This is a genomic window from Erwinia sp. Eh17-17 (genome assembly GCF_039675725.1).
Classification (GTDB): Bacteria; Pseudomonadota; Gammaproteobacteria; order Enterobacterales; family Enterobacteriaceae; genus Erwinia.
The window spans coordinates 229,465-250,491 of sequence record NZ_JBDFQT010000002.1 but is presented as its reverse complement, the minus strand read 5'-3'; the positions used below and the strand labels follow the sequence as shown (position 1 = coordinate 250,491).

Below are 21,027 nucleotides of genomic sequence, written 5' to 3'. Positions count from 1 at the left end.
GGGAAGAGTAGCTATGCTGCGCATTGTCACCGGCCTGCTGCTGGTGCTGTGGCCTTTTCTGGTGTGGTTCAGTCTCACGCACCCTCAGTATCACTGGCTGCTGCCGCTGATGGCGCTGCTGTTTGTGCTGCGCTGGATCGGGCTGCGCCGTCAGGCCGGGGCCTTTGCTGCCGCAGGGAAATGGCTGGCGGTAGCCGGTGGCGGACTGTGTGCTGCCAGCATGCTGCTGCGCGACCATCATCTGCTGCTGTGGTACCCGGTAGCGGTCAACGGCATCCTGCTGGCGCTGTTTGCCAGCTCCCTGTTCAGCGCGATGCCGCTGGTGGAGCGTCTGGCGCGCCTGCGGGAAGCCGGGTTGCCGCCGCGCGCGGTGGCCTATACCCGGCGCGTGACGCAGGTATGGTGCCTGTTCTTTCTGTTTAACGGTGGTGTGGCGCTGGTCACCTGCCTGCAGACGTCTCTCACCTGGTGGACATGGTGGAACGGACTCATCAGTTATCTGTTGATCGGGCTGTTAATGGCGGGCGAATGGTGCGTACGCCAGCGCATGAAGGCGGCGCTGTGAAGTCCGGGGCGTTGCCGATGGGCCAGTGGCTGACCACCACCGCGCCGGGCGTGGTGGCGCGCAGCGGCACTCGCCAATGGAGCCGTCATCAGTGGCAGCAGCAGGTAACGGCGCTCGGCACACGGCTGCTGGCGCATCCGGGGCAGCGCTGGGCGCTGTGCTTTGAAGACTGCTATCTGTTCAGCGTGGCGCTGCTGGCGGCGCTGCATGCCGGTAAAACACCGCTGATCCCCGGTCACTGCCGTCCGTCGCTGCTGGCCGAGCAGGCTGCGGAGTTCGACGGCGTACTCAGCGACCAAACGTTTCTTCTCGACTGCCCGGTCTGGCCGGTCGGGGAGGGGCAAGACGCAGCATGCGGGGAGCTGCCGCCTATTCCTCAGGATGCCGCCGTGGTGCTGTTCACTTCCGGCTCCACCGGCACCCCGCGCCAGGTGAGTAAACCGGTCGCCAGTCTGGATGAAGAGGCACGCTGGCTGCATGCGCTGTGGGGCGAACGGCTGCAGGGCTGCACCCTGATAGCCTCCGTCACCCATCAGCATCTTTACGGGCTCAGTTTTCGCCTGGTGCTGCCGATGGCGCTGGGCCTGCCGTTCGACAGCCGTCAGGTTTACTACAGTGAGCAGCTGGTGTCCCGGCCTGCCGGACGCTATGTCTTTATCAGCAGCCCGGCCTTCCTGCGGCGCATTGATTTTTCGCTGGAGGCTCCCGGCTGCTGCCTGACGGTATCAGCCGGAGGGCCACTGTCGTGGCGTGACGCGCAGAGCGTGGCGCAGTGGACGGGGTCTCCGGTTGAAGAGATCTACGGCAGCACTGAAACCAGTGCAATCGCCAGCCGGACCCGCAGCGCGGAGGGGGCGCCGTGGCGGCCGTTCAGTGGCGTACAGTTTCATCAGGATGCTGAGCATCACTGGTGGGTGCGTTCGCCGCTGATCCCGCAGGCGCAGGGCCTGATGCTGGATGACAAACTGGCGTTCAGCGCGCAGGGTTTCCAGCTCTGTGGCCGCTACGACCGCATTGTGAAAATTGAAGATAAACGCGTGTCGCTCAGTGAAATTGAGCGGCGACTGCTGGCGCTGCCGGAGGTGGCCGACGCCGTGGCGCTGCCCGTCGTGCGCGGCGACCGCAGCGGCATCGGCGTGGTGCTGGTACTGCATCAGAACGGCGGTGACCTCTCCGCGCTGAAGCGCCAGTGGCGTTATGAATTGCAACGCTGGCTGGAACCGGTCGCGATGCCGCGCTTCTGGCGCGTGGTTGACACCATTCCGCATAACAGTCAGAGCAAACGCGCCTGGCCGCAAATACAGGAGTTATTTTATGTTGCCCGTTGAGCTTGCGCTACACCAGCAGGGGGATGAAGCCGAACTGCTGCTGCGCGTCGATCCTGACCTGTTCTGGTTTCAGGGGCATTTCCCCGGTCAGCCCCTGCTGCCCGGCGTGGCGCAGCTCGACTGGGTGATCCACTACGGCACCGCGCTGCTGGCGCCCGGTAAGCAATTTGCCTGCGTGGATAACATCAAATTTCAGCAGCCGATCCTGCCCGGTGCGACGCTGAAACTGACGCTGACCTGGCAGGCCGAAAAGGGGCTCAGCTTCCGGTATCAGCTGGTGGGAGAGGGCGATCTTCACCCGGCCAGCAGTGGGAAAATCCGCCTGTGTTAAGCGCTACGTTCCACCCGTGCGTGGTGATCCCCTGCTATAACCATGGCAGGATGATGGCCTCTGTGCTGGCACGGCTGGCGCCGTTTAACCTGCCGGTGCTGATTGTCGATGACGGCAGCGATGCCGCCACGGCCAGCCAGCTTGACGCGCTGGTGGGGCCGGGCGTTCAGCTTCACCGCCTGGCGTCGAATCAGGGCAAGGGGGCGGCAGTGCTGGCGGGGCTGAAAGAAATGGCCCGCCAGGGCTTTACGCATGCGATGCAGGTGGATGCCGACGGCCAGCATCACATTGAGGATGGCCCGCGCATGCTGGCCGCCGCCCGCGCCGCACCCGATGCGCTGATCTCCGGCCAGCCGCAGTATGACGACTCGATACCCAGGGCGCGACTGTATGGCCGCTATATCACCCATTTCTGGGTGTGGGTGGAAACCCTGTCATTCTCGCTGAAGGACAGCATGTGTGGTTTTCGCGTTTATCCGCTGGCCCCGACGCTGGCGCTGGCGCAGCGCCATGCCATCGGCCAGCGCATGGACTTTGACACGGAAATCATGGTGCGGCTCTACTGGGCAGGTACGCCCTCGCACTTTGTCGCTACCCGTGTGACCTATCCCCTGGACGGGGTGTCGCACTTTGATGCGCTGCGCGATAACCTGCGCATCTCCTGGATGCACACCCGGCTGTTTTTCGGTATGTTGCCGCGCATTCCCTCTCTGCTGCGTCGGCGTCCGGCGGCACACTGGTCTGCCACCCCGGAACGCAAAGGGCTGTGGGGGATCCGCTTGATGCTGGCCGTCTATCGCTGTTTTGGCCGCCGGGCATTTACCCTGCTGCTGTGGCCGGTGACCGCAGTCTACTGGCTGACCGGCGGCGAACAGCGCCGCGCCTCGCAGCAGTGGCTGAACGCCATCAGCGATCACGCTGAGCGGCATCAGAGGCCGCTGCCCCTGCCGCTTAACAGCTTCCGCCACTTCCTGCGCTTTGGCGATGCCATGCTGGATAAAATTGCCAGCTGGCGCGGCGACCTGCGCTGGGGCAAAGCCATCGATTTTGCCCCCGGCGCGCAGGCAATTATCCATCACGGTCCGGCAGGGGGACGGTTGATCCTCGCCTCGCACCTGGGGGACATCGAAGCCTGCCGTGCGCTGGCACAGCAGGTAAGCGGGCTGGTGATCAACGCGCTGGTGTTTACCGATCACGCGCAGCGCTTTAAGCAGGTGCTGGACGAGATTGCCCCTGACGCCAGCCTTAATGTGATCCCGGTGACGACGATCGGCCCGGAAACCGCCATTCTGCTGCGGCAGAAGCTCGACGCCGGTGAATGGGTTGCCATCGTCGGCGATCGCACTGCCGTCAACCGCCAGCGCGGCGGCAGCCGTCGCGTGATATGGAGCGAGTTTCTCGGAAAACCGGCACCGTTCCCACAGGGACCTTTTGTGCTGGCGGCGGCGCTGCGCTGCCCGGTGATGCTGATGTTCGCTCTGCGCCAGGGCAAGACTTTACGCCTGCACTGTGAGCCTTTTGCTGACCCGCTGGAGCTGCCGCGGGCAACTCGCCAGCAGGCTTTGCAGCAGGCGGTAGACCGCTATGCGCAGCGGCTGGAATATCACGCGCTGCTGTCGCCGCTCGACTGGTTTAACTTTTTTGATTTCTGGCAGCTGCCGGAAACTCCCCCGACCGAAGATGAAGAGAAGGAATCCCGGTGTTAAACGATGCGCGTTTCTCTGTTGAGGTTGAACTGACCGTTCCGTTCCACGATGTCGATGCGATGGGCGTCGTCTGGCACGGCAACTATTTCCGCTATTTCGAAATTGCCCGCGAAGCGCTGCTGGCGAAATTTAACTACGGCTACCGCGAAATGAAAGCCTCAGGCTATGTCTGGCCGGTGGTTGATACCAGAGTGAAATATCGCGCGACCCTGACCTTTGAGCAGCGTATCCGCGTGCGTGCCACCATTGAAGAGGTGGAGAACCGTCTGCGCATCGGCTACCAGATTTTTGACGCAGAGAGCGGGCAGCGCACCACCACCGGCTACACCATTCAGGTAGCAGTGGCTGAAGGGGAGAGCGGCATCAGCTTTGTCTCGCCACAAATCCTGTTTGACCGCCTGGGAGTCACGCCATGAAAACAATCTTCTTCACGCTGCTGATGCTGTGCAGCCTCAGCACGCAGGCTGTCACGCTGGAAGAGCTGCAACAGCGCTTTGCCAGCCAGCCGGTGGTGCGCGCCGACTTCAGCCAGCTGCGCGTGATTAAAGGAATGGCGCAGCCGCTGAAATCCAGCGGTCAGCTGCTGATAGCCCAGGATAAGGGGCTGTGGTGGCAGCAGGCGAAACCGTTTCCGCTGACGCTGGTACTGGATGAAAAACGGATGGTGCAGGTGATGAACGGCCAGCCGCCTGAAATCGTTACCGCTGACAGTAACCCGCAGATGTTCCAGTTTAATCACCTGCTGCGCGCGCTGTTCCAGGCAGATCGCAGGGTGCTGGAGCAGAATTTTACGCTGGATTTTCACGATCTCGGCCAGCATCGCTGGCGTCTGGTGCTGACGCCTGTCACCTCACCGCTGGATAAACTTTTTAATAACATCACCTTACAGGGCGCAGTTTATCTCGACAGCATTCAGCTTAACGATCGCCAGGGGGACCGGACCGATATCACCCTCAGCAACCAGCGGCTGACGCCGAAGAGCCTGACCAATGAAGAGCAGCAGCGTTTTGTTTTCTGACTGGCCGCGCCAGCTGGCTGCTGGCTGGCTGATCGTTTGCCTGCTGCTGCTGACCGGGCTGGCGCTGCTGCTGCCCCAGGCGCGGATTAACAGCAGCGTGCTGGCACTGCTGCCCGCACAGTCAATGGGCGCGATGCCTGCCGACCTGCAACAGGGTTTTATGCAGCGCCTTGACCGTCAGATGGTATGGCTGGTCAGCGCAGGCAAACAGGATAATCCCGCCGTGGCGCAGGCGCTGCTGGGGCGGCTGCAACACCTCGACGGTCTCAGGCAGGTCAACGGTCCGCTGGGGAAAGAACAGCAGCAGGCCTGGGGGCAGTTTGCCTGGCAGCACCGTAACAGCATGATCGATCCGGTGACCCGCGCCCGCCTGGAGAACGGCGGTGCCGCACAGGCGGACTGGGTGCTGGCGCAGCTCTATTCTGCTTTTGCCGGGGTGAGCGGGCAGGAGATCAACCACGATCCGCTGATGCTGGTGCGCGGCGCCCAGCTGGCGATGCAGCAGAATGCCAGCCAGCTGGGCCTGAGCAACGGCTGGCTGACTACCCGCGATAAGCAGGGACAGCGCTGGTACTTTATCCACGGAGAACTGGCCAGCAGCTCGTTTGATATGCAGCAGAGTCATGCCATCGTCGGCCAGCTGCGCGATATTGAACAGCAGCTGCGCCAGCAATACCCGCAGATGCAACTGCTGTCACGCGGCACGGTGTGGTTCAGCGATTACGCCAGCCAGCAGGCGCAACACGATGTCTCTACCCTCGGCGTCGCCACCATCGCCGGCGTATTACTGCTGGTGTTTGCGGTGTTTCGCTCTCCGCGCCCGCTGCTGCTGTGCGCGCTGTCGGTCGGTATCGGCGCGCTGGCGGGGACGGTGATCACCCTGCTGTGCTTTGGCGAGCTGCACCTGATGACGCTGGTGATGAGCCTGAGCATTGTCGGTATTTCGGCAGATTACACCCTCTACTATCTGACCGAGCGTATGGTTCACGGGGCTGATGTGACACCACAGCAGAGCCTGCACAAAGTGCTGCGCGCGCTGCTGCTGGCGCTGGGCACCACCGCGATTGCCTGGCTGATCATGGTGCTGGCCCCGTTCCCCGGCATTCGTCAGCTGGCCGTGTTTGCCGCCGCCGGACTGACGGCCTCCTGCCTGACGGTGATCTGCTGGTATCCGCTGCTGGTAAAAGGGCTGCCGGTACGTCCAATCCCGCTGCTGGCTCTGCTGGGGCGCTGGCTGGCGGCATGGCGGCGCAGTCATCGCCTGCGCACAGGCCTGCCGCTGCTGGTGGCGGCGATCTCGCTGATCGGGCTGAGCCAGCTGCGTGTTGATGACGATATTTCCCAGCTGCAGGCGCTGCCGAAACACCTGCTGGCCCAGGAGCGTCAGCTGACCACGCTGACCGGACAGAGCGCCGATCAGACCTGGCTGGCGGTGTCCGGTGACAGCCCGCAGCAGACGCTACAGCGCCTGGAGGCGCTGGCACCCCGTCTGGCCGAGGCGCGCCGTCAGCAGTGGCTGAAAACCTATCGTCTGCTGCCGCTCTCCTCGCTGGCACAGCAGCAGCAGGATTTACAGCGGCTGAAACAGGCTGCCCCGACGGTGATCGCCCGCCTGCAGGAGTCCGGTGTCACGGTAAACGCCCCCGACCTCAGCGCCATGCCGCTGACGCCGCAGGCCTGGCTCGACAGTCCGAACAGTGAGGGCTGGCGCCTGCTGTGGCTGACGCTGTCTGACGGACGCAGCGGCGTGCTGGTCCCGCTGAGCGGCGTGGCGAACCGCACCGCGCTGGCGGAGCTGGCCGCCAGTCTGCCCGGTGTCAGCTGGATCGACCGCAAACAGACCTTTGATACGCTGTTCGCCTTTTATCGCACCCTGCTGGGCTGGCTGCTGACGGCGGCACTGGCGGGGATTGCATTAAGTTACGTGCTGCGTCTGGGCTGGCGGCAGGGGACGCTGACGGTGATCCCTTCCGTACTGTCACTGGGCGCTGGCCTGGCGGCACTGGCGTTCTCCGGCCATTCGCTCAATCTGTTCTCGCTGCTGGCCCTGGTGCTGGTGCTGGGCATTGGTATTAATTACACCCTGTTCTTCAGTAATCCACGCGGTACGCCGATAACCTCTCTGCTGGCGGTCATGCTGGCGATGGCCACCACGCTGCTGACGCTGGGAATGCTGGTCTTCAGCAGCACCCAGGCGATCGCCAGTTTTGGCATCGTGCTGTGCAGCGGCATTTTTACCGCCTTTTTACTGTCCCCGCTGGCGCTGCCGGTGAAACGGAGAAAAAAATGAAAAGCCTCCTGGCACTGTGCTGTGTCGTGCTGCTGTTAACGGGCTGCGCCGCAAAACCCGATCAAACGCGACCGCAGGCGTGGCTGAAACCGGGCGTGCGCGTGATGTTACCGCCGCCTGTTATTGATCCGGCCTTCAGCCAGCAGCAGCTGCTGACCGGCCGCTTCAAAGGGAAACAGCAGTCGCTGCTGGTATTGCTGAGTGCCGATGGTCAGCAGCTGACGCTGGCCGGGCTCTCTTCGCTGGGTATCCGCCTGTTTCGCGTGACCTATGATGCCAGCGGCATCCACACCGAGCAGTCGCTGGCGTTACCGGAAATGCCGCCCGCCAGCCAGGTGCTGGCCGACATTATGCTCAGCCACTGGCCGGTGAGCGCGTGGCAGCCCCGTCTGCCTGCGGGCTGGACGCTGGTGGACCAGGGCGATCGCCGTCAGCTGCGCGATAACAGCGGGACGCTGATCGCCGAGATCCGCTACCTGCAGCGTGGCGCGCAGCGGCTGCCGGTCAGCGTTCAGCAGTTTGCCTTTGGTTACCATATCTTGATTCAGAACCTGGACGGATGATGATGTTTATTTCTGCGGTGGGCATGCTCAGTGCGCTGGGCGCCACGCCCGATGAGATTGCCGCTAACCTGCAACGCGGCGCGGCACCGGGTATGCGCGCTGACAGCGGCTGGCTGATCGGTGATAAACCCTGCTGGACAGGACAGGTGGATGCGGCACTGCCAGCCGTCCCGGCACGGCTGGCGGCGCACAACAGCCGTAACAACCAGTTGCTGCTGGCCGCGCTGGCGCAGATTGATGCGCCCGTACAGGCGGCGATAGCGCGCTACGGCGCAGACCGCGTGGCGGTAGTGCTGGGCACCAGCACTTCGGGTCTGGATGAGGGTGACCGCTTTATCAGCGGTGACCGTGAAAACTACCACTATTTCCAGCAGGAGCTGGGGGACCCGTCGCGTTTCCTCGCCGACTTTCTGCAGCTGAGTGGTCCGGCCTATACGCTCTCTACCGCCTGTTCTTCCAGCGCCCGTGCGCTGATTAGCGGCCAGCGTCTGATTGCTGCCGGGCTGGCGGATGTGGCGATTGTCGGCGGTGCCGATACGCTCAGCCGTATGCCGCTGAACGGGTTTGACAGTCTGGAGTCACTGTCGGCATTGCGCTGCGCGCCGTTCAGCCAGCAGCGTGACGGCATCACCATCGGCGAAGGTGCGGCGCTGATGCTGCTGACCCGTGAGCCGCAGCCGGTCGCTATTCTGGGGTGCGGGGAGTCTTCCGATGCCTGGCATATGTCAGCACCGCATCCGGAGGGCGAAGGCGCCAGGCGTGCCATTCACATGGCGCTGCAACAGGCGGGGCTGACGCCAGATCGGGTGGGCTATATCAATCTGCACGGCACCGCCACCCGTCTGAATGACAAGATTGAAGCCGGGGTGGTCAGCGCGCTGTTTGGCAACCAGGTGCCGTGCAGCTCCACCAAGCATCTGACCGGCCATACGCTCGGTGCCGCAGGCATCGTTGAGGCGGCCCTGTGCTGGCTGATCCTCACCCGCGATCTGCCGCTGCCGCCGCAGGACTTCAGTAGCACCACGCCGGACAGCGGACTGCCGGACTGTGGCCTGCTCACGGCTCCGGCACCGCTGGCCCGCCCGGTGGTGATGAGTAACTCTTTTGCTTTTGGCGGCAATAACGCCTGCCTGATTTTAGGAACGCTGTGATGTCAGACTTTCAACCCGCCGCTTATTACCTGCCACACGCTGCGCCAATGGTGCTGGTTGATGAGGTGATTGCGGTCAGTGACGAACAGGCCCGCTGCCGGGTGAAAGTCAGCGCCGACAGCGTGCTGGCTCCTTTTCTCACCCCGGAGGGTGCGCTGCCTGCCTGGTTTGGCATTGAGATCATTGCGCAGACCATCGGCGTCTGGTCCGGCTGGCACGGCCACCGGCAGCATCAGCAGGCACCGCGTCCCGGCATGTTGCTGGGCGGGCGGGGTTATCGCTGCCAGCAGCCGGTATTTCCAGCCGACAGCGTGCTGGATATCAGTATTACTCTGCTGATGCGCGATGAAAAAATTGGCAGCTTCGAAGGTGTTATCTCCCTCGAAGGCGACATCTGGGCCAGCGGGCGACTGAACACCTATCAGCCCGATGACCAGGAACTTCAACATCTTCTGCAACAGGATATTCAGGCATGATGCGTTCTGTTTTAGTGACCGGCGCCAGTAAGGGCATTGGCCGCGCCATTGCGCTGCGCCTGGCCGCCGATGGGTTTACCGTGGTGGTCCATTTTCACCGTGATGAGGCCGGTGCGCAGGACACGCTGCGCCAGATTGAAAGCGCCGGTGGCGCGGGGCGTCTGCTGGGCTTCGATATTGCTGACCGTGAGCAGTGCCGTACGCGTCTGGAGGACGATATCGGGCAGTCCGGTGCCTACTATGGCGTGGTCAGCAATGCCGGGATCGCCCGCGACGGGGCGTTTCCCGCCCTGACGGACGACGACTGGGACCAGGTGATCCACACCAACCTCGACAGTTTTTACAATGTGATCCAACCCTGCGTGATGCCGATGATCGGTCTGCGCAGGGGAGGCCGCATTATCACGCTCTCCTCGGTATCCGGCCTGATGGGCAACCGTGGACAGGTCAATTACAGCGCGGCGAAAGCGGGCATCATCGGGGCCAGCAAAGCGCTGGCGATTGAGCTAGCGAAACGCAAAATTACCGTCAACTGCATTGCGCCCGGTCTGATTGATACCGGCATGATCCAGATGGAACCGGCAGCCGTAGACGAAGCGCTGAAGATGATCCCGATGAAGCGCATGGGCGCTGCTGACGAAGTGGCCGGGCTGGCGAGCTATCTGATGTCGGATATTGCCGGTTACGTTACCCGCCAGGTGATTTCCATCAACGGGGGAATGCTGTGATGCGCCGTGTCGTGGTGACAGGAATGGCCGGTGTGACCGCCTTTGGTGAAAACTGGCAGGCCGTGTCTGAGCGCCTGCGTGCAGGCGGTAACGCCGTGCGTAAAATGCCGGAGTGGCAGATCTATGACGGGCTGAATACTCTGCTGGCGGCCCCGGTGGATGATTTCACGCTGCCCGCACACTACACCCGAAAACGCATTCGTTCGATGGGGCGGGTATCCCTGATGGCCACCCGTGCCACGGAACTGGCGCTGGAGCAGGCGGGGCTGCTGGGCCATCCGGTACTGACCCAGGGCGATACCGGCATCGCCTATGGATCGTCTACCGGCAGTACCGGCCCGGTCAGCGAATTCGCCACCATGCTGACGGAAAAGCACACCAACAATATTACCGGCACTACCTACGTACAGATGATGCCGCACACAACGGCGGTTAACGCCGGACTGTTCTTTGGTCTGCGCGGCCGGGTGATCCCGACCTCCAGCGCCTGCACCTCCGGCAGCCAGGCCATCGGTTACGCGTGGGAAGCGATTCGCCACGGCTATCAGACGGTGATGGTGGCCGGTGGGGCGGAAGAGCTCTGTCCGTCAGAAGCGGCAGTCTTTGACACGCTGTTTGCCACCAGCCAGCGTAACGACCGGCCCGAAAGCACCCCCTCTCCGTTTGATACGCAGCGTGACGGTCTGGTGATTGGCGAAGGCGCCGGGACGCTGATCCTGGAAGATCTGGAGCATGCCGAAGCGCGCGGTGCCACCATCTATGCTGAAATCGTCGGCTTTTACACCAACTGCGATGCGGCCCATATTACTCAGCCGCAGCGTGAAACCATGCAGATTTGTATCGAAAGGGCGCTGCGTTCAGCGGGGCTGGCGGCAGGCGATATTGGCTATATCAGCGCACACGGCACCGCGACCGATCGCGGCGATGTGGCAGAAAGCCACGCCACGGCGGCCGTGTTTGGCAACGCTACGCCGATTTCGTCATTAAAAAGTTACTTTGGCCACACGCTGGGCGCGTGCGGTGCGCTGGAAGCATGGATGAGCATTGAGATGATGCGGGAAGGCTGGTTTGCGCCAACGCTGAATCTGACACAGCCCGCAGAAGACTGCGCCGAACTGGATTACATTATGCATCAGCCGCGTGCGGTGCAGACCGACTATATCCAGTCGAACAACTTTGCTTTTGGTGGTATTAACACATCGCTGATTTTTCGCCGCTGGCCCTGAATCCCGAAGGGGGAATGTGGCCAGCCAGCGCAGATGGAAAAAGTAAAAATATTAGTTAAGGTTGATAATCATTTTTGCTGACTGTTCAACTTGTGAAGTACTGCGCTGCGCTGGTTTTTAATAACAATTATATCTTATGCCGTTTTCAACGGCTTTAAATCGATTTACTTCGTTAGTTTAAGGGGGAGTCATGTTATTCTCTGGCGCGATAATTCGACAGAAATTGACGTCTTTGGGAGTGCAGGTCTGACTGAGACAGGCTGAGCTTTCGTTAGCGATTCTTATTCTATTAGTGAAACGGACGTCTTTCATTTTTACTGGCACTCAACAGGAACGTTTTGCCGGTACGCTGTGGCTGACCATGAATAACAGTTCCAAACCTGAGCCTGAAAAAGAACCACGAGTGCCGTTAGATGATGCGCAATTCGCCATAGTGGTGCTTGCCGTCACCTCATTCACGCTGATTATCTTTGTGCTTGCTATCACGCTGTGGATGTCCTGACCGGCTGCTGTTTGCGTTTAATTTGCTGACTGCGTAGCGTCAGCGCTATCGATTCGTTAACCGTACGGTTGCCGTTAGCATCGGGTAAACCAAACAGACCTGCGGGATAGCGTCGGTCATCATCCCACGCCGGATAATCGACCAGCGGATAGATCGACACTCCCTCTATCTGGACTCCTGCATCCAGCGCCAGGCTGACCTCCTGGCAGACCTGGGCGATCCACTGAGCACACCGGTCGGCTTCGGCTCCGGTTTCGGCAATCATCAGCGGCCGCTGATAGCGCTGCCCGATCTCCTGCAATAGCAGGTTGAGTGGGCGATAGTCGGGATGATGTGGTTCGAGCGGATCGCCGTTGTGGAACCACTGGTTATCGGGATACCAGGTGAGGCCAATAATATCCAGCAGATCTTCCGAACCGCCCAGTTCAGGTTCACTTCTTCCTGCCAGCCAGTCCCAGACTTCAAACTGAGCCTGATGCAGCAGCTGCGCCTCCTGCCGGGCTGCGGTCGAATAACCGGAGGCCGCCACGTTGACCAGCGGGTCCGTCAGAACAAAGCGTACGCCGGGCAGCACTTCGCGCATGGCGCGCATCGCGGCGATGCTGGCGCGGGTCAGCTGTCGTTTAAGCTCGCGCCCGCGTCCGGTGACAAAGGGGTTAAACCAGGCAATTTCCGCCCCGGCCCAGGACCAGAACGAGATCTGATTCATCGGGGTGATAAACGGACGGGTATAACCCTCGTCCCGCATCAGACAGGCAAAGGCACGTGCCCAGGCGCTGAAGCGTTCAACAAATTCCTCCCCCCAGATATCCAGCCCGTCCGGCCAGCCGAAATGGGCCAGTTCCCAGATCATTTCAATCCCGTGGGCTTTTGCTGCTTTAAGCTGCGGCAAAAAGCTTTCCCAGTGGTATTCTCCCGGTTGCTTCTCAATTAAATACCAGCGCGCACCGTCGCGTGCCGTCAGGATCTGGTGGCTGGCCAGCAGGGCATAATCTTTATCAAGCAGCGTGTCGTGGCCGCTGCTGATGGTTAAATCAGCCCGTTTGCCCGGGGTGCGGCAGGCGGTAGAACAGGCAAAACTTCCCTGGAAAAAGCTGGAAAACAGGCCTGGCTGGTGACGATACGGAGCCGTTGAGTTGCCATGTTGCATGATGCTCTCCTGGGCAAAAAAAACGCATGATGATGGGCTAAGTCTAGACTATATGTCTGAGTGTCTTACCCAGGGGTAAAAGATGCCGGAAGTGAGCCGGATCAATTACAGTATTATCGCTAAGGATCGTCGATGACCGACACGCTTCACCCACCGCAGACCGACACGTCGGCGACCGCTACACGCCTGGCGCAGGCGATAACGCCGCTGGTGGCGAGTCACCCGGATTACAGCGGTGTCTATCCGCTTGCTGAGGGGCTGGATGCCTTCGCCGCGCGCTATCAGCTGATCTCGATGGCGGAAAGCACACTGGATATTCAGTATTACATCTGGCAGAACGATATGTCCGGCAGGCTACTGTTTAGCGCAGTGCTGGCGGCGGCAGATCGCGGCGTGAGGGTGCGTTTGCTGCTGGATGATAACAATACTCAGGGCCTGGACCAGACGCTCAGCGAGTTGAACCGTCATCCGCTGATCGACATCCGGCTGTTTAACCCGTTTACCTTTCGCAGCCTGCGGGCGCTCGGCTACCTGACCGACTTTGCCCGCCTTAACCGGCGCATGCACAATAAAAGTTTCACCGCTGACGGTGCCGCCACCATTGTGGGTGGGCGCAATGTGGGTGACGAGTATTTTGGCGCGGGCGATGAGCCGCTGTTTTCCGATCTCGACGTGCTGGCCATTGGTCCGGTAGTGTCGGAAGTATCGCAGGACTTTGAGCGCTACTGGCGCAGCCGTCCCGTTGCGCCACTGCGCCGCGTGGTGGAAGAAAAAGCAGGGGACAGTTCTGCCGTCACGCTGCCCGAAGCCTGGCGTGAAGATCCCCAGGTGCTGTGCTATCTGCGTGAAGTCGATGAGTCAACGTTTGTTACCCAGTTGGAAAGCCGGACACTGCCCTTCACCTGGGCGAAAACGCGTCTGCTGAGTGACGACCCGCGTAAAGGGCTGGGCCGGGCCAGGACCAGTACGCTGCTGCCGCAGCGCCTGCTGGAGGTGATCGGTCAACCGCAGCAGCAGCTGGATATTATCTCTGCCTACTTTGTGCCGACGCGCACCGGGGTTGCCCTGCTGCTGGCGCTGGTGCGAAAAGGGGTGAAAATCTCAATCCTCACCAACTCGCTGGCGGCGAATGACGTCTCCATCGTTCATGCCGGCTATGCCAAATGGCGCAAGAAGCTGCTGCGCCACGGCATTCGCCTGTATGAACTCAAGCCCAACACGGCAGCGCGTGAGCCAAGCCACGATCGCGGGCTGACGGGGAACTCCGGTTCAAGCCTGCATGCCAAGACGTTCAGCGTGGACAACCAGACGGTGTTTATCGGATCGTTTAATTTCGACCCGCGATCTGCGGTGCTGAACACCGAGATGGGGCTGGTGATTGAAAATGACGTACTGGCCACGCGCATTCACCAGCGCTTTATCAGCAGCATGCGCGACCGCGCCTGGACGCTGCGCCTGGATAAGTGGGGGCGGGTCAACTGGGTGGAGTATCCGGGGGAGGGGGCGAACGAGGTCGTACACAAACGCGAGCCGCGTACCCGGCTGATGCAGCGCCTGCTGGTGCGCCTGGTATGGCGTCTTCCCATCGAATGGTTGCTGTAGGGGCGACCATTTGTTCCGGTCGACCCGGTCCGCGATTGATGCACTGGCCTGCCTGATAATTCGTAGGGGTCGACCTTTTTTTCCGGTCGACCCGGTCCGCGATTGATGCAGTGGCCTGCCTGATAATTCGTAGGGGTCGACCTTTTTTTCCGGTCGACCCGGTCCGCGATTGATGCAGTGGCCTGCCTGATAATTCGTAGGGGTCGACCTTTTTTTCCGGTCGACCCGGTTCACAATTGATGCAGTGGCCTGCCTGATAATTCGTAGGGGTCGACCTTTTCTTCCGGTCGACCCGGTCCGCGATTGATGCAGTGGCCTGCCTGATAATTCGTAGGGGTCGACCTTTTTTTCCGGTCGACCCGGTCCACAATTGATGCAGTGGCCTGCCTGATAATTCGTAGGGGTCGACCTTTTCTTCCGGTCGACCCGGTCCGCGATTGATGCAGTGGCCTGCCGGAAATTCGTAGGGGTCGACCTTTTTTTCCGGTCGACCCGGTCTGCTATTTACGCTGTGGTTTGCCGGAAAACAGGAAGCGCAGCAGCGGAATACGCAGATGGATCTCATACAGCAGAAACGCGATGCCAAAGACAAACACCAGCCCGGCAAAGAAGCCCAGGGTATTGTTGTCGATGGTTTTCACAAACAGAATGCCATAGAGAATGGTCAGCGGATGATGGACCAGGTAAATAAACAGCGAGGCATTGACCAGATAGGTCACTCGCGGCGAATGCGAGTTAAGCAGACGGTGGCCAAAAGTAAACACCACGTTGACCATCCACAGACCCATCAGCATCGACACCACGGCGTCAATCTCATACAGCCAGCCTTCGCCCTTGCTCCAGGTCTGGTTTGCCACATAAGCGGCAAAGGCCAGCGCGGAACCGACAAACGTCCAGGGCACCGGGCGAACAAATAACGCTTTAATCGCCGGATATTTCCATGCCATTGCGCCGAGCATAAAGAACGGCAGATACATCAGCGTCTGCATCACGGCCATATTAAACAGCGCATCGCCGAGCACCTGAGGGGCGAAAATGAACATCAGACGGCGGAAGCCCCCCCAGACCAGGCTGCAAAGCAGGATAAAGACGGTTAAACGCGTCCAGGTCAGCTCGGAATAGTCTGTTTTTTCCCGCCCGGCGTCGCGCAGAAAACGGAACAGCCAGTAGCCCGCCACCGTCAGGACAATCAGGACCAGCAGGAACCACAGATGGGAGATCAAATCCCACACCAGCGTATTGTATTTTTCATACAGCGTTTTGCTGCTCCAGTCACCAATCTTACTGGTCCACTCTTTCAGCAGATAAAACTGCGGCAGCGTGATGAGTGGGATCGCCGTCAACATCGGGATGCCAACCCGCTCCACGCGCAGCTTGAGCCAGTCCGACGGGGTGTAGCGCAGGAACAGCATATAGGAGAAATAACCTGAAATGACGAAGAACACCTGCATGCGGAAAGCATGGATGAAGTCATTCAGTATGGTCAGCCATTCTGACGGTGCCAGGCTGTTCACGGACCAGGTTTGTGTCGAATAAATCAAAGAGACATGAAAAGGTACCCCTAATAACATCAGCCAGGCGCGAATCGAATCCAGAAAATATTCTCGTTGTGGTTTTTTCGTAGTCATAAATATCCAATATTCAACACGTTATTAATCTGGTTCGCCCTGAACCAGCCTAAAGCTAGCGCTTACTTTAATCGCATAAACACAGGTATACTATCAGCCGAATCTGTTTCCGCTAAACGCTTGAGAATCGGGCTCTTAGCGAGTCAGATTAGTGGAACAAAAACGTGGTCAGGCTGTCGGAATGCTGAATTATCCTTTAAGATGGATCCATTGATTTAAGCACCCGAAAGGGGGGGAAGTGCGGATTAAAATGAACAATAAACCAGAACTGATGAAATTGCGCTGGGTTGGCGCAGCAGTTTTGCTTTCAATGTATGCCAACACCAGTTGGGCTTTCAACATTGATGATGTGGCAAAGCAGGCGAAAGAATTAGCAGGTAAAGGCTTTGAAGCACCGAAAAGCAACCTGCCGTCACAGCTGCGTGATATGAAGTACGCCGACTATCAGCAGATCCAGTTCAATCATGAGAAAGCGTACTGGAACAAGCTGAAGACCCCTTTCAAACTTGAGTTCTACCATCAGGGGATGTATTTCGATACCCCGGTACGTCTCAATGAAGTGACCGCGAACAGCGTGCGTGAGATTAAATACTCACCGGAATATTTTAATTTCGGCAACGTTAAGCATGACCCGGACACGGTGAAAAACCTCGGTTTTGCCGGGTTTAAAGTGCTGTACCCGCTGAACAGCAAAGACAAGAAAGACGAGATCAGCAGCTTCCTTGGTGCCAGCTATTTCCGCGTGATTGGTCAGGGCCAGGTCTACGGTCTGTCTGCCCGTGGTCTGGCGATTGATACCGCGCTGCCGTCGGGTGAAGAGTTCCCGCGCTTTAAACAGTTCTGGATCGAACGTCCTAAACCACAGGATAAACACCTGGTGATCTACGCGCTGCTCGACTCGCCGCGTGCGACCGGAGCGTATCGTTTCCTGATCACCCCAGGCAAAGACAGCACCGTTGACGTGCAGTCTAAAGTCTACCTGCGCGACAAAGTGGGCAAACTGGGCGTTGCCCCGTTAACCAGCATGTATCTGTTTGGTGCGAATCAGCCATCTTCAGTGGCGAACTTCCGCCCGGCGCTGCATGACTCCAACGGTCTGTCGATTCACGCCGGCAACGGTGAGTGGATTTGGCGTCCGCTGAACAATCCGAAACACCTGGCGGTCAGCACCTTCACCGTGGAAAACCCGCGTGGATTTGGTCTGCTGCAGCGTGGCCGTGATTTTGATAAGTATCAGGATCTGGACGACCGTTACGATCTGCGCCCGAGCGGCTGGATCGAGCCGAAAGGTGACTGGGGTAAAGGCCGCGTAGAGCTGGTTGAAATCCCAACCACCGATGAGACCAACGATAATATCGTAGCATTCTGGACGCCGGAAAGCCTGCCAGAGCCGGGTAAAGAGATGAAGTTTGACTATCGTCTGCACTTCACCCGCGACGAAAGCCAGCTGCATACCCCGGATACGGCCTACGTGAAAAGTACGCTGCGTTCTACCGGCGACGTGAAACAGTCTAACCTGGTGCGCCAGCCGGACGGCACCATCGCGTTTATCGTCGATTTTGTTGGCCCGGATATGAGCAAGCTGCCGGAAAATACCCCGGTTACGCCGCAGGTCAGCATCGGTAATAACGGTGAGCTGGTAGAAAACAGCGTACGTTACAACCCGGTCACCAAAGGCTGGCGTCTGGTGTTACGTATTCGTGTTAAAGACAATAAACAGCCGACCGAGATGCGTGCTGCACTGGTTAACGGTGACAAAACGCTGACGGAAACCTGGAGCAATCAGTTGCCTGCCAATGAATAAGTCAACCGTAATCCCCGATGAATATATCGACACGCTGCCCCTTTCCCCCGAGCGGAAAGGGGCGCTGCGTGATGCGCTGCCAGAACAGCCGGAAGAGGTCTTCAGTCAGCTGCACTATCAGCTGGCCGAAGACGGTCCGGTCGAAACGCGACCCGATGATGCTCCGCAGGAGTCGGTAAAAGCGCGTGTCGAAATGAGCTGGCCTGATGCTGTCGATGGCGGTCGTCAGTTTGATAAAGACGCGCTGGATCGCACCACGCTGAAAGCGATGCCGAAACACACCCGTTCTTCCATGTATCCGGAAGAGTGGCGCACTAACCCGGTGGCTCGCGCATGGGACTCTCTGCGCGGGCGGAAAAGTACGCCGCGCTATGACAGCCGCGAAGAGCAGAAAAATGAAGATAAATGGCGCCATGTTGGCTCCATTCGTCGTTACATCCTGCTGTTCCTGTCTGTCTTCCAGACCGTGGTCGCCACCTGGTATATGAAAACCATCCTGCCGTATCAGGGCTGGGCGCTGATCGATCCTATGGAGATGATCAACCAGAACTGGCAGCAGTCGGTATTGCAGATCCTGCCTTACGTGTTGCAGACAGGGATCCTGTTCCTGTTCGCTATCCTGTTCCTCTGGGTCTCTGCCGGGTTCTGGACAGCGCTGATGGGCTTCCTGCAACTGATGATCGGCAAGGACAAATACAGTATTTCGTATCTGACCAACGGCGACGAACCGATTAACCCGGAGCACCGCACCGCGCTGATCATGCCCATCTGTAATGAAGATGTTGAGCGTGTATTTGCCGGTCTGCGTGCCACCTGGGAGTCAGTGGTGCGTACCGGTGAGCAGGCGAACTACGATGTCTATATCCTGAGCGACAGCTACAACCCGGATATCGCCATGGCTGAACAGAAGGCCTGGATGGAGCTGGTGCGTGACGTCGGTGGGGAAGGGCGTATTTTCTATCGCCGTCGTCGTCGTCGTGTGAAACGCAAATCCGGTAACATCGATGACTTCTGCCGCCGCTGGGGCAGCCAGTACAGCTACATGGTGGTACTGGACGCCGACAGCGTGATGAGCGGTGACTGTCTGAACGGCCTGGTGCGTATGATGGAAGCTAACCCGAAAGCGGGTATCATCCAGTCATCACCGAAAGCCTCTGGAATGGACACCCTGTACGCGCGCTGTCAGCAGTTTGCCACCCGCGTTTACGGCCCGCTGTTTACCGCCGGTCTGCACTTCTGGCAACTGGGCGAGTCGCACTACTGGGGCCACAATGCGATTATCCGCGTTCAGCCGTTTATTGAACACTGCGCGCTGGCACCATTGCCGGGCGAAGGTTCGTTTGCCGGTTCTATTCTGTCGCATGACTTTGTGGAAGCCGCGCTGATGCGTCGTGCAGGCTGGGGCGTGTGGATCGCATACGATCTGCCTGGGTCTTATGAAGAGCTGCCGCCTAACCTGCTGGACGAGCTGAAGCGTGACCGCCGCTGGTGTCACGGTAACCTGATGAACTTCCGTCTGTTCCTGGTGAAAGGCATGCACCCGGTTCACCGTGCGGTGTTCCTGACGGGGGTGATGTCCTACCTGTCGGCCCCGCTGTGGTTTATGTTCCTGGCGCTGTCTACCGCCCTTCAGGTGGTGCATACGCTTATGGAGCCTCAGTACTTCCTGCAACCGCGCCAGCTGTTCCCGGTGTGGCCGCAGTGGCGTCCTGAGCTGGCGATTGCGCTGTTCTCCACCACGCTGGTGCTGCTGTTCCTGCCGAAGCTGCTGAGTATCGTGCTGGTGTGGTGCAAGGGCGCGAAGCCATACGGCGGTGCGTTACGTGTGCTGGCGTCGCTGTTCCTGGAGATGCTGTTCTCCGTGCTGCTGGCGCCGGTGCGCATGCTGTTCCACACCGTGTTCGTGGTCAGTGCGTTCCTCGGCTGGGAAGTGGTATGGAACTCGCCGCAGCGTGACGATGATGCCACGCCGTGGAGTGAAGCCTTTAAGCGTCACGGTTCACAGATGCTGCTCGGCCTGGTCTGGGCGGGCGGTATGGGTTGGCTGGATCTGAACTTCCTCTGGTGGCTGTCGCCGATTGTCTTCTCGCTGATCCTGTCACCGTTTGTCTCGGTGTGGTCCAGCCGTCGTACCCTCGGGCAGGCCTCGAAGCGCGGCAAGCTGTTCCTGATACCGGAAGAGTTCAGCCCGCCGCAGGAGCTGCTGGATACCGACCGTTACGTGGAGCTGAACCGCGAGCGCGCGCTGGATGATGGCTTTATGCACGCTATGTTCCATCCGTCGTTTAACGCGCTGGCCAGCGCAATGGCGACCTCGCGTCACCTGAAGAGCGATATTCTCGACTTCGCCCGTGACCGCCGCGTAGAGCAGGCGCTCAGTGAGTCGCCAGCGAAGCTGGACCGCGATCAGCGCCTGGCGCTGCTCAGTGACCCGGTGACGCTGTCGCGTATGCACTATCGTCTGTGGCAGAATGCGGATAAGTATCACGACTGGTTAGATCACTACCATACGTTGAAGCTGAACCCGCTGGCGTTGAACAACGCGAAATAGTCCCTGGGGCGACCGAAAAAAAAGGTCGCCCCCTACAGAACATGACAACCCGATTTATCGCTGCTGACCCTGTTTTCCGGTCACCCAGCAGGATATGAAATCCGTTTGTAGGGGCTGACCTTCTTTTCCGGTCAGCCCGCAGGATATGATATTCGTTTGTAGGGCTGACCTTCTTTTCCGGTCAGCCCGCAGGATATGAAATCCGTTTGTAGGGGCTGACCCTGTTTTCCGGTCACCCAGCAGGATATGAAATTCGTTTGTAGGGGCTGACCTTCTTTTCCGGTCAGCCCGCAGGATATGAAATTCGTTTGTAGGGGCTGACCTTCTTTTCCGGTCACCCTGCAGGATATGAAATCCGTTTGTAGGGGCTGACCTTCTTTTCCGGTCAGCCCGTCAGGCAGGACGATA

17 protein-coding genes are annotated in these 21,027 nt (G+C 59.5%); 15 read left to right on the top strand and 2 right to left on the bottom strand.

What is annotated here, in order from left to right; translation table 11 throughout:
• Positions 1-13 precede the first annotated feature (13 nt).
• Genes ABEH87_RS06520 through ABEH87_RS06465 form a run of 12 tightly spaced genes read left to right on the top strand, consistent with a single transcriptional unit; the run spans position 14 to position 11,382 of the window.
• On the top strand, positions 14-565 hold the full coding sequence (locus tag ABEH87_RS06520; RefSeq protein ID WP_346575011.1) for a hypothetical protein: 552 nt from the start codon (positions 14-16) through the stop codon (positions 563-565).
• The gene (locus ABEH87_RS06515; RefSeq protein WP_346575009.1) at positions 529-1,893 is read left to right on the top strand and encodes an AMP-binding protein; all 1,365 of its coding nucleotides are present in this window, start codon (positions 529-531) and stop codon (positions 1,891-1,893) included. Before ABEH87_RS06520 ends, ABEH87_RS06515 begins: the two co-directional genes overlap by 37 nt.
• Positions 1,880-2,224 (top strand): hydroxymyristoyl-ACP dehydratase, encoded by a 345-nt coding sequence (locus ABEH87_RS06510; RefSeq protein ID WP_346575007.1) that lies wholly within the window; start codon positions 1,880-1,882, stop codon positions 2,222-2,224. Before ABEH87_RS06515 ends, ABEH87_RS06510 begins: the two co-directional genes overlap by 14 nt.
• Positions 2,218-3,930, top strand: a complete 1,713-nt coding sequence (locus ABEH87_RS06505) for a glycosyltransferase (protein WP_346575005.1) — start codon at positions 2,218-2,220, stop codon at positions 3,928-3,930. Before ABEH87_RS06510 ends, ABEH87_RS06505 begins: the two co-directional genes overlap by 7 nt.
• Positions 3,924-4,346, top strand: a complete 423-nt coding sequence (locus ABEH87_RS06500) for a thioesterase family protein (protein ID WP_346575003.1) — start codon at positions 3,924-3,926, stop codon at positions 4,344-4,346. Before ABEH87_RS06505 ends, ABEH87_RS06500 begins: the two co-directional genes overlap by 7 nt.
• Complete coding sequence (locus ABEH87_RS06495; protein WP_346575001.1) at positions 4,343-4,948, top strand: outer membrane lipoprotein carrier protein LolA; 606 nt, start codon at positions 4,343-4,345, stop codon at positions 4,946-4,948. The genes ABEH87_RS06500 and ABEH87_RS06495 overlap by 4 nt, the downstream gene beginning before the upstream one ends.
• A complete protein-coding gene (locus ABEH87_RS06490; RefSeq protein WP_346574999.1) occupies positions 4,920-7,238 on the top strand; it encodes an MMPL family transporter in 2,319 nt (772 codons plus the stop codon). Before ABEH87_RS06495 ends, ABEH87_RS06490 begins: the two co-directional genes overlap by 29 nt.
• Positions 7,235-7,801, top strand: coding sequence for a DUF3261 domain-containing protein (locus ABEH87_RS06485; protein ID WP_346574998.1), 567 nt, complete (start codon positions 7,235-7,237; stop codon positions 7,799-7,801). The genes ABEH87_RS06490 and ABEH87_RS06485 overlap by 4 nt, the downstream gene beginning before the upstream one ends.
• Positions 7,801-8,952 carry a beta-ketoacyl-[acyl-carrier-protein] synthase family protein gene (locus ABEH87_RS06480; RefSeq protein ID WP_346574996.1) on the top strand — a complete coding sequence of 384 codons (1,152 nt, stop codon included), beginning with the start codon at positions 7,801-7,803 and terminating at the stop codon, positions 8,950-8,952. The genes ABEH87_RS06485 and ABEH87_RS06480 overlap by 1 nt, the downstream gene beginning before the upstream one ends.
• Positions 8,952-9,428 (top strand): hotdog family protein, encoded by a 477-nt coding sequence (locus ABEH87_RS06475; protein WP_346574994.1) that lies wholly within the window; start codon positions 8,952-8,954, stop codon positions 9,426-9,428. The genes ABEH87_RS06480 and ABEH87_RS06475 overlap by 1 nt, the downstream gene beginning before the upstream one ends.
• A complete protein-coding gene (locus tag ABEH87_RS06470; RefSeq protein WP_346574992.1) occupies positions 9,425-10,156 on the top strand; it encodes a 3-ketoacyl-ACP reductase FabG2 in 732 nt (243 codons plus the stop codon). The genes ABEH87_RS06475 and ABEH87_RS06470 overlap by 4 nt, the downstream gene beginning before the upstream one ends.
• Positions 10,156-11,382 (top strand): beta-ketoacyl-ACP synthase, encoded by a 1,227-nt coding sequence (locus ABEH87_RS06465; RefSeq protein ID WP_346576167.1) that lies wholly within the window; start codon positions 10,156-10,158, stop codon positions 11,380-11,382. The genes ABEH87_RS06470 and ABEH87_RS06465 overlap by 1 nt, the downstream gene beginning before the upstream one ends.
• Before the next feature lie 482 nt (positions 11,383-11,864).
• On the opposite strand, the gene ABEH87_RS06460 is transcribed toward ABEH87_RS06465, so the two are convergent.
• The gene (locus ABEH87_RS06460) at positions 11,865-13,034 is read right to left on the bottom strand and encodes a beta-glucosidase (RefSeq protein WP_346574990.1); all 1,170 of its coding nucleotides are present in this window, start codon (positions 13,032-13,034) and stop codon (positions 11,865-11,867) included.
• 132 nt (positions 13,035-13,166) lie between these two features.
• Here ABEH87_RS06460 and ABEH87_RS06455 point away from each other — a divergent pair, with 132 nt between their 5' ends.
• Positions 13,167-14,636: a phospholipase D family protein gene (locus ABEH87_RS06455; protein WP_346574988.1), complete on the top strand. Its 1,470-nt coding sequence runs from the start codon at positions 13,167-13,169 to the stop codon at positions 14,634-14,636.
• A gap of 500 nt (positions 14,637-15,136) precedes the next feature.
• On the opposite strand, the gene mdoC is transcribed toward ABEH87_RS06455, so the two are convergent.
• Positions 15,137-16,264, bottom strand: coding sequence for a glucans biosynthesis protein MdoC (gene mdoC, locus ABEH87_RS06450; RefSeq protein ID WP_346574986.1), 1,128 nt, complete (start codon positions 16,262-16,264; stop codon positions 15,137-15,139).
• A gap of 268 nt (positions 16,265-16,532) precedes the next feature.
• Between mdoC and ABEH87_RS06445 the strand changes: the two genes are divergently transcribed.
• A complete protein-coding gene (locus ABEH87_RS06445; RefSeq protein ID WP_346576165.1) occupies positions 16,533-18,068 on the top strand; it encodes a glucan biosynthesis protein G in 1,536 nt (511 codons plus the stop codon).
• Positions 18,061-20,619 carry a glucans biosynthesis glucosyltransferase MdoH gene (mdoH, locus tag ABEH87_RS06440; protein WP_346574984.1) on the top strand — a complete coding sequence of 853 codons (2,559 nt, stop codon included), beginning with the start codon at positions 18,061-18,063 and terminating at the stop codon, positions 20,617-20,619. The genes ABEH87_RS06445 and mdoH overlap by 8 nt, the downstream gene beginning before the upstream one ends.
• The last annotated feature ends 408 nt before the right edge of the window (positions 20,620-21,027 follow it).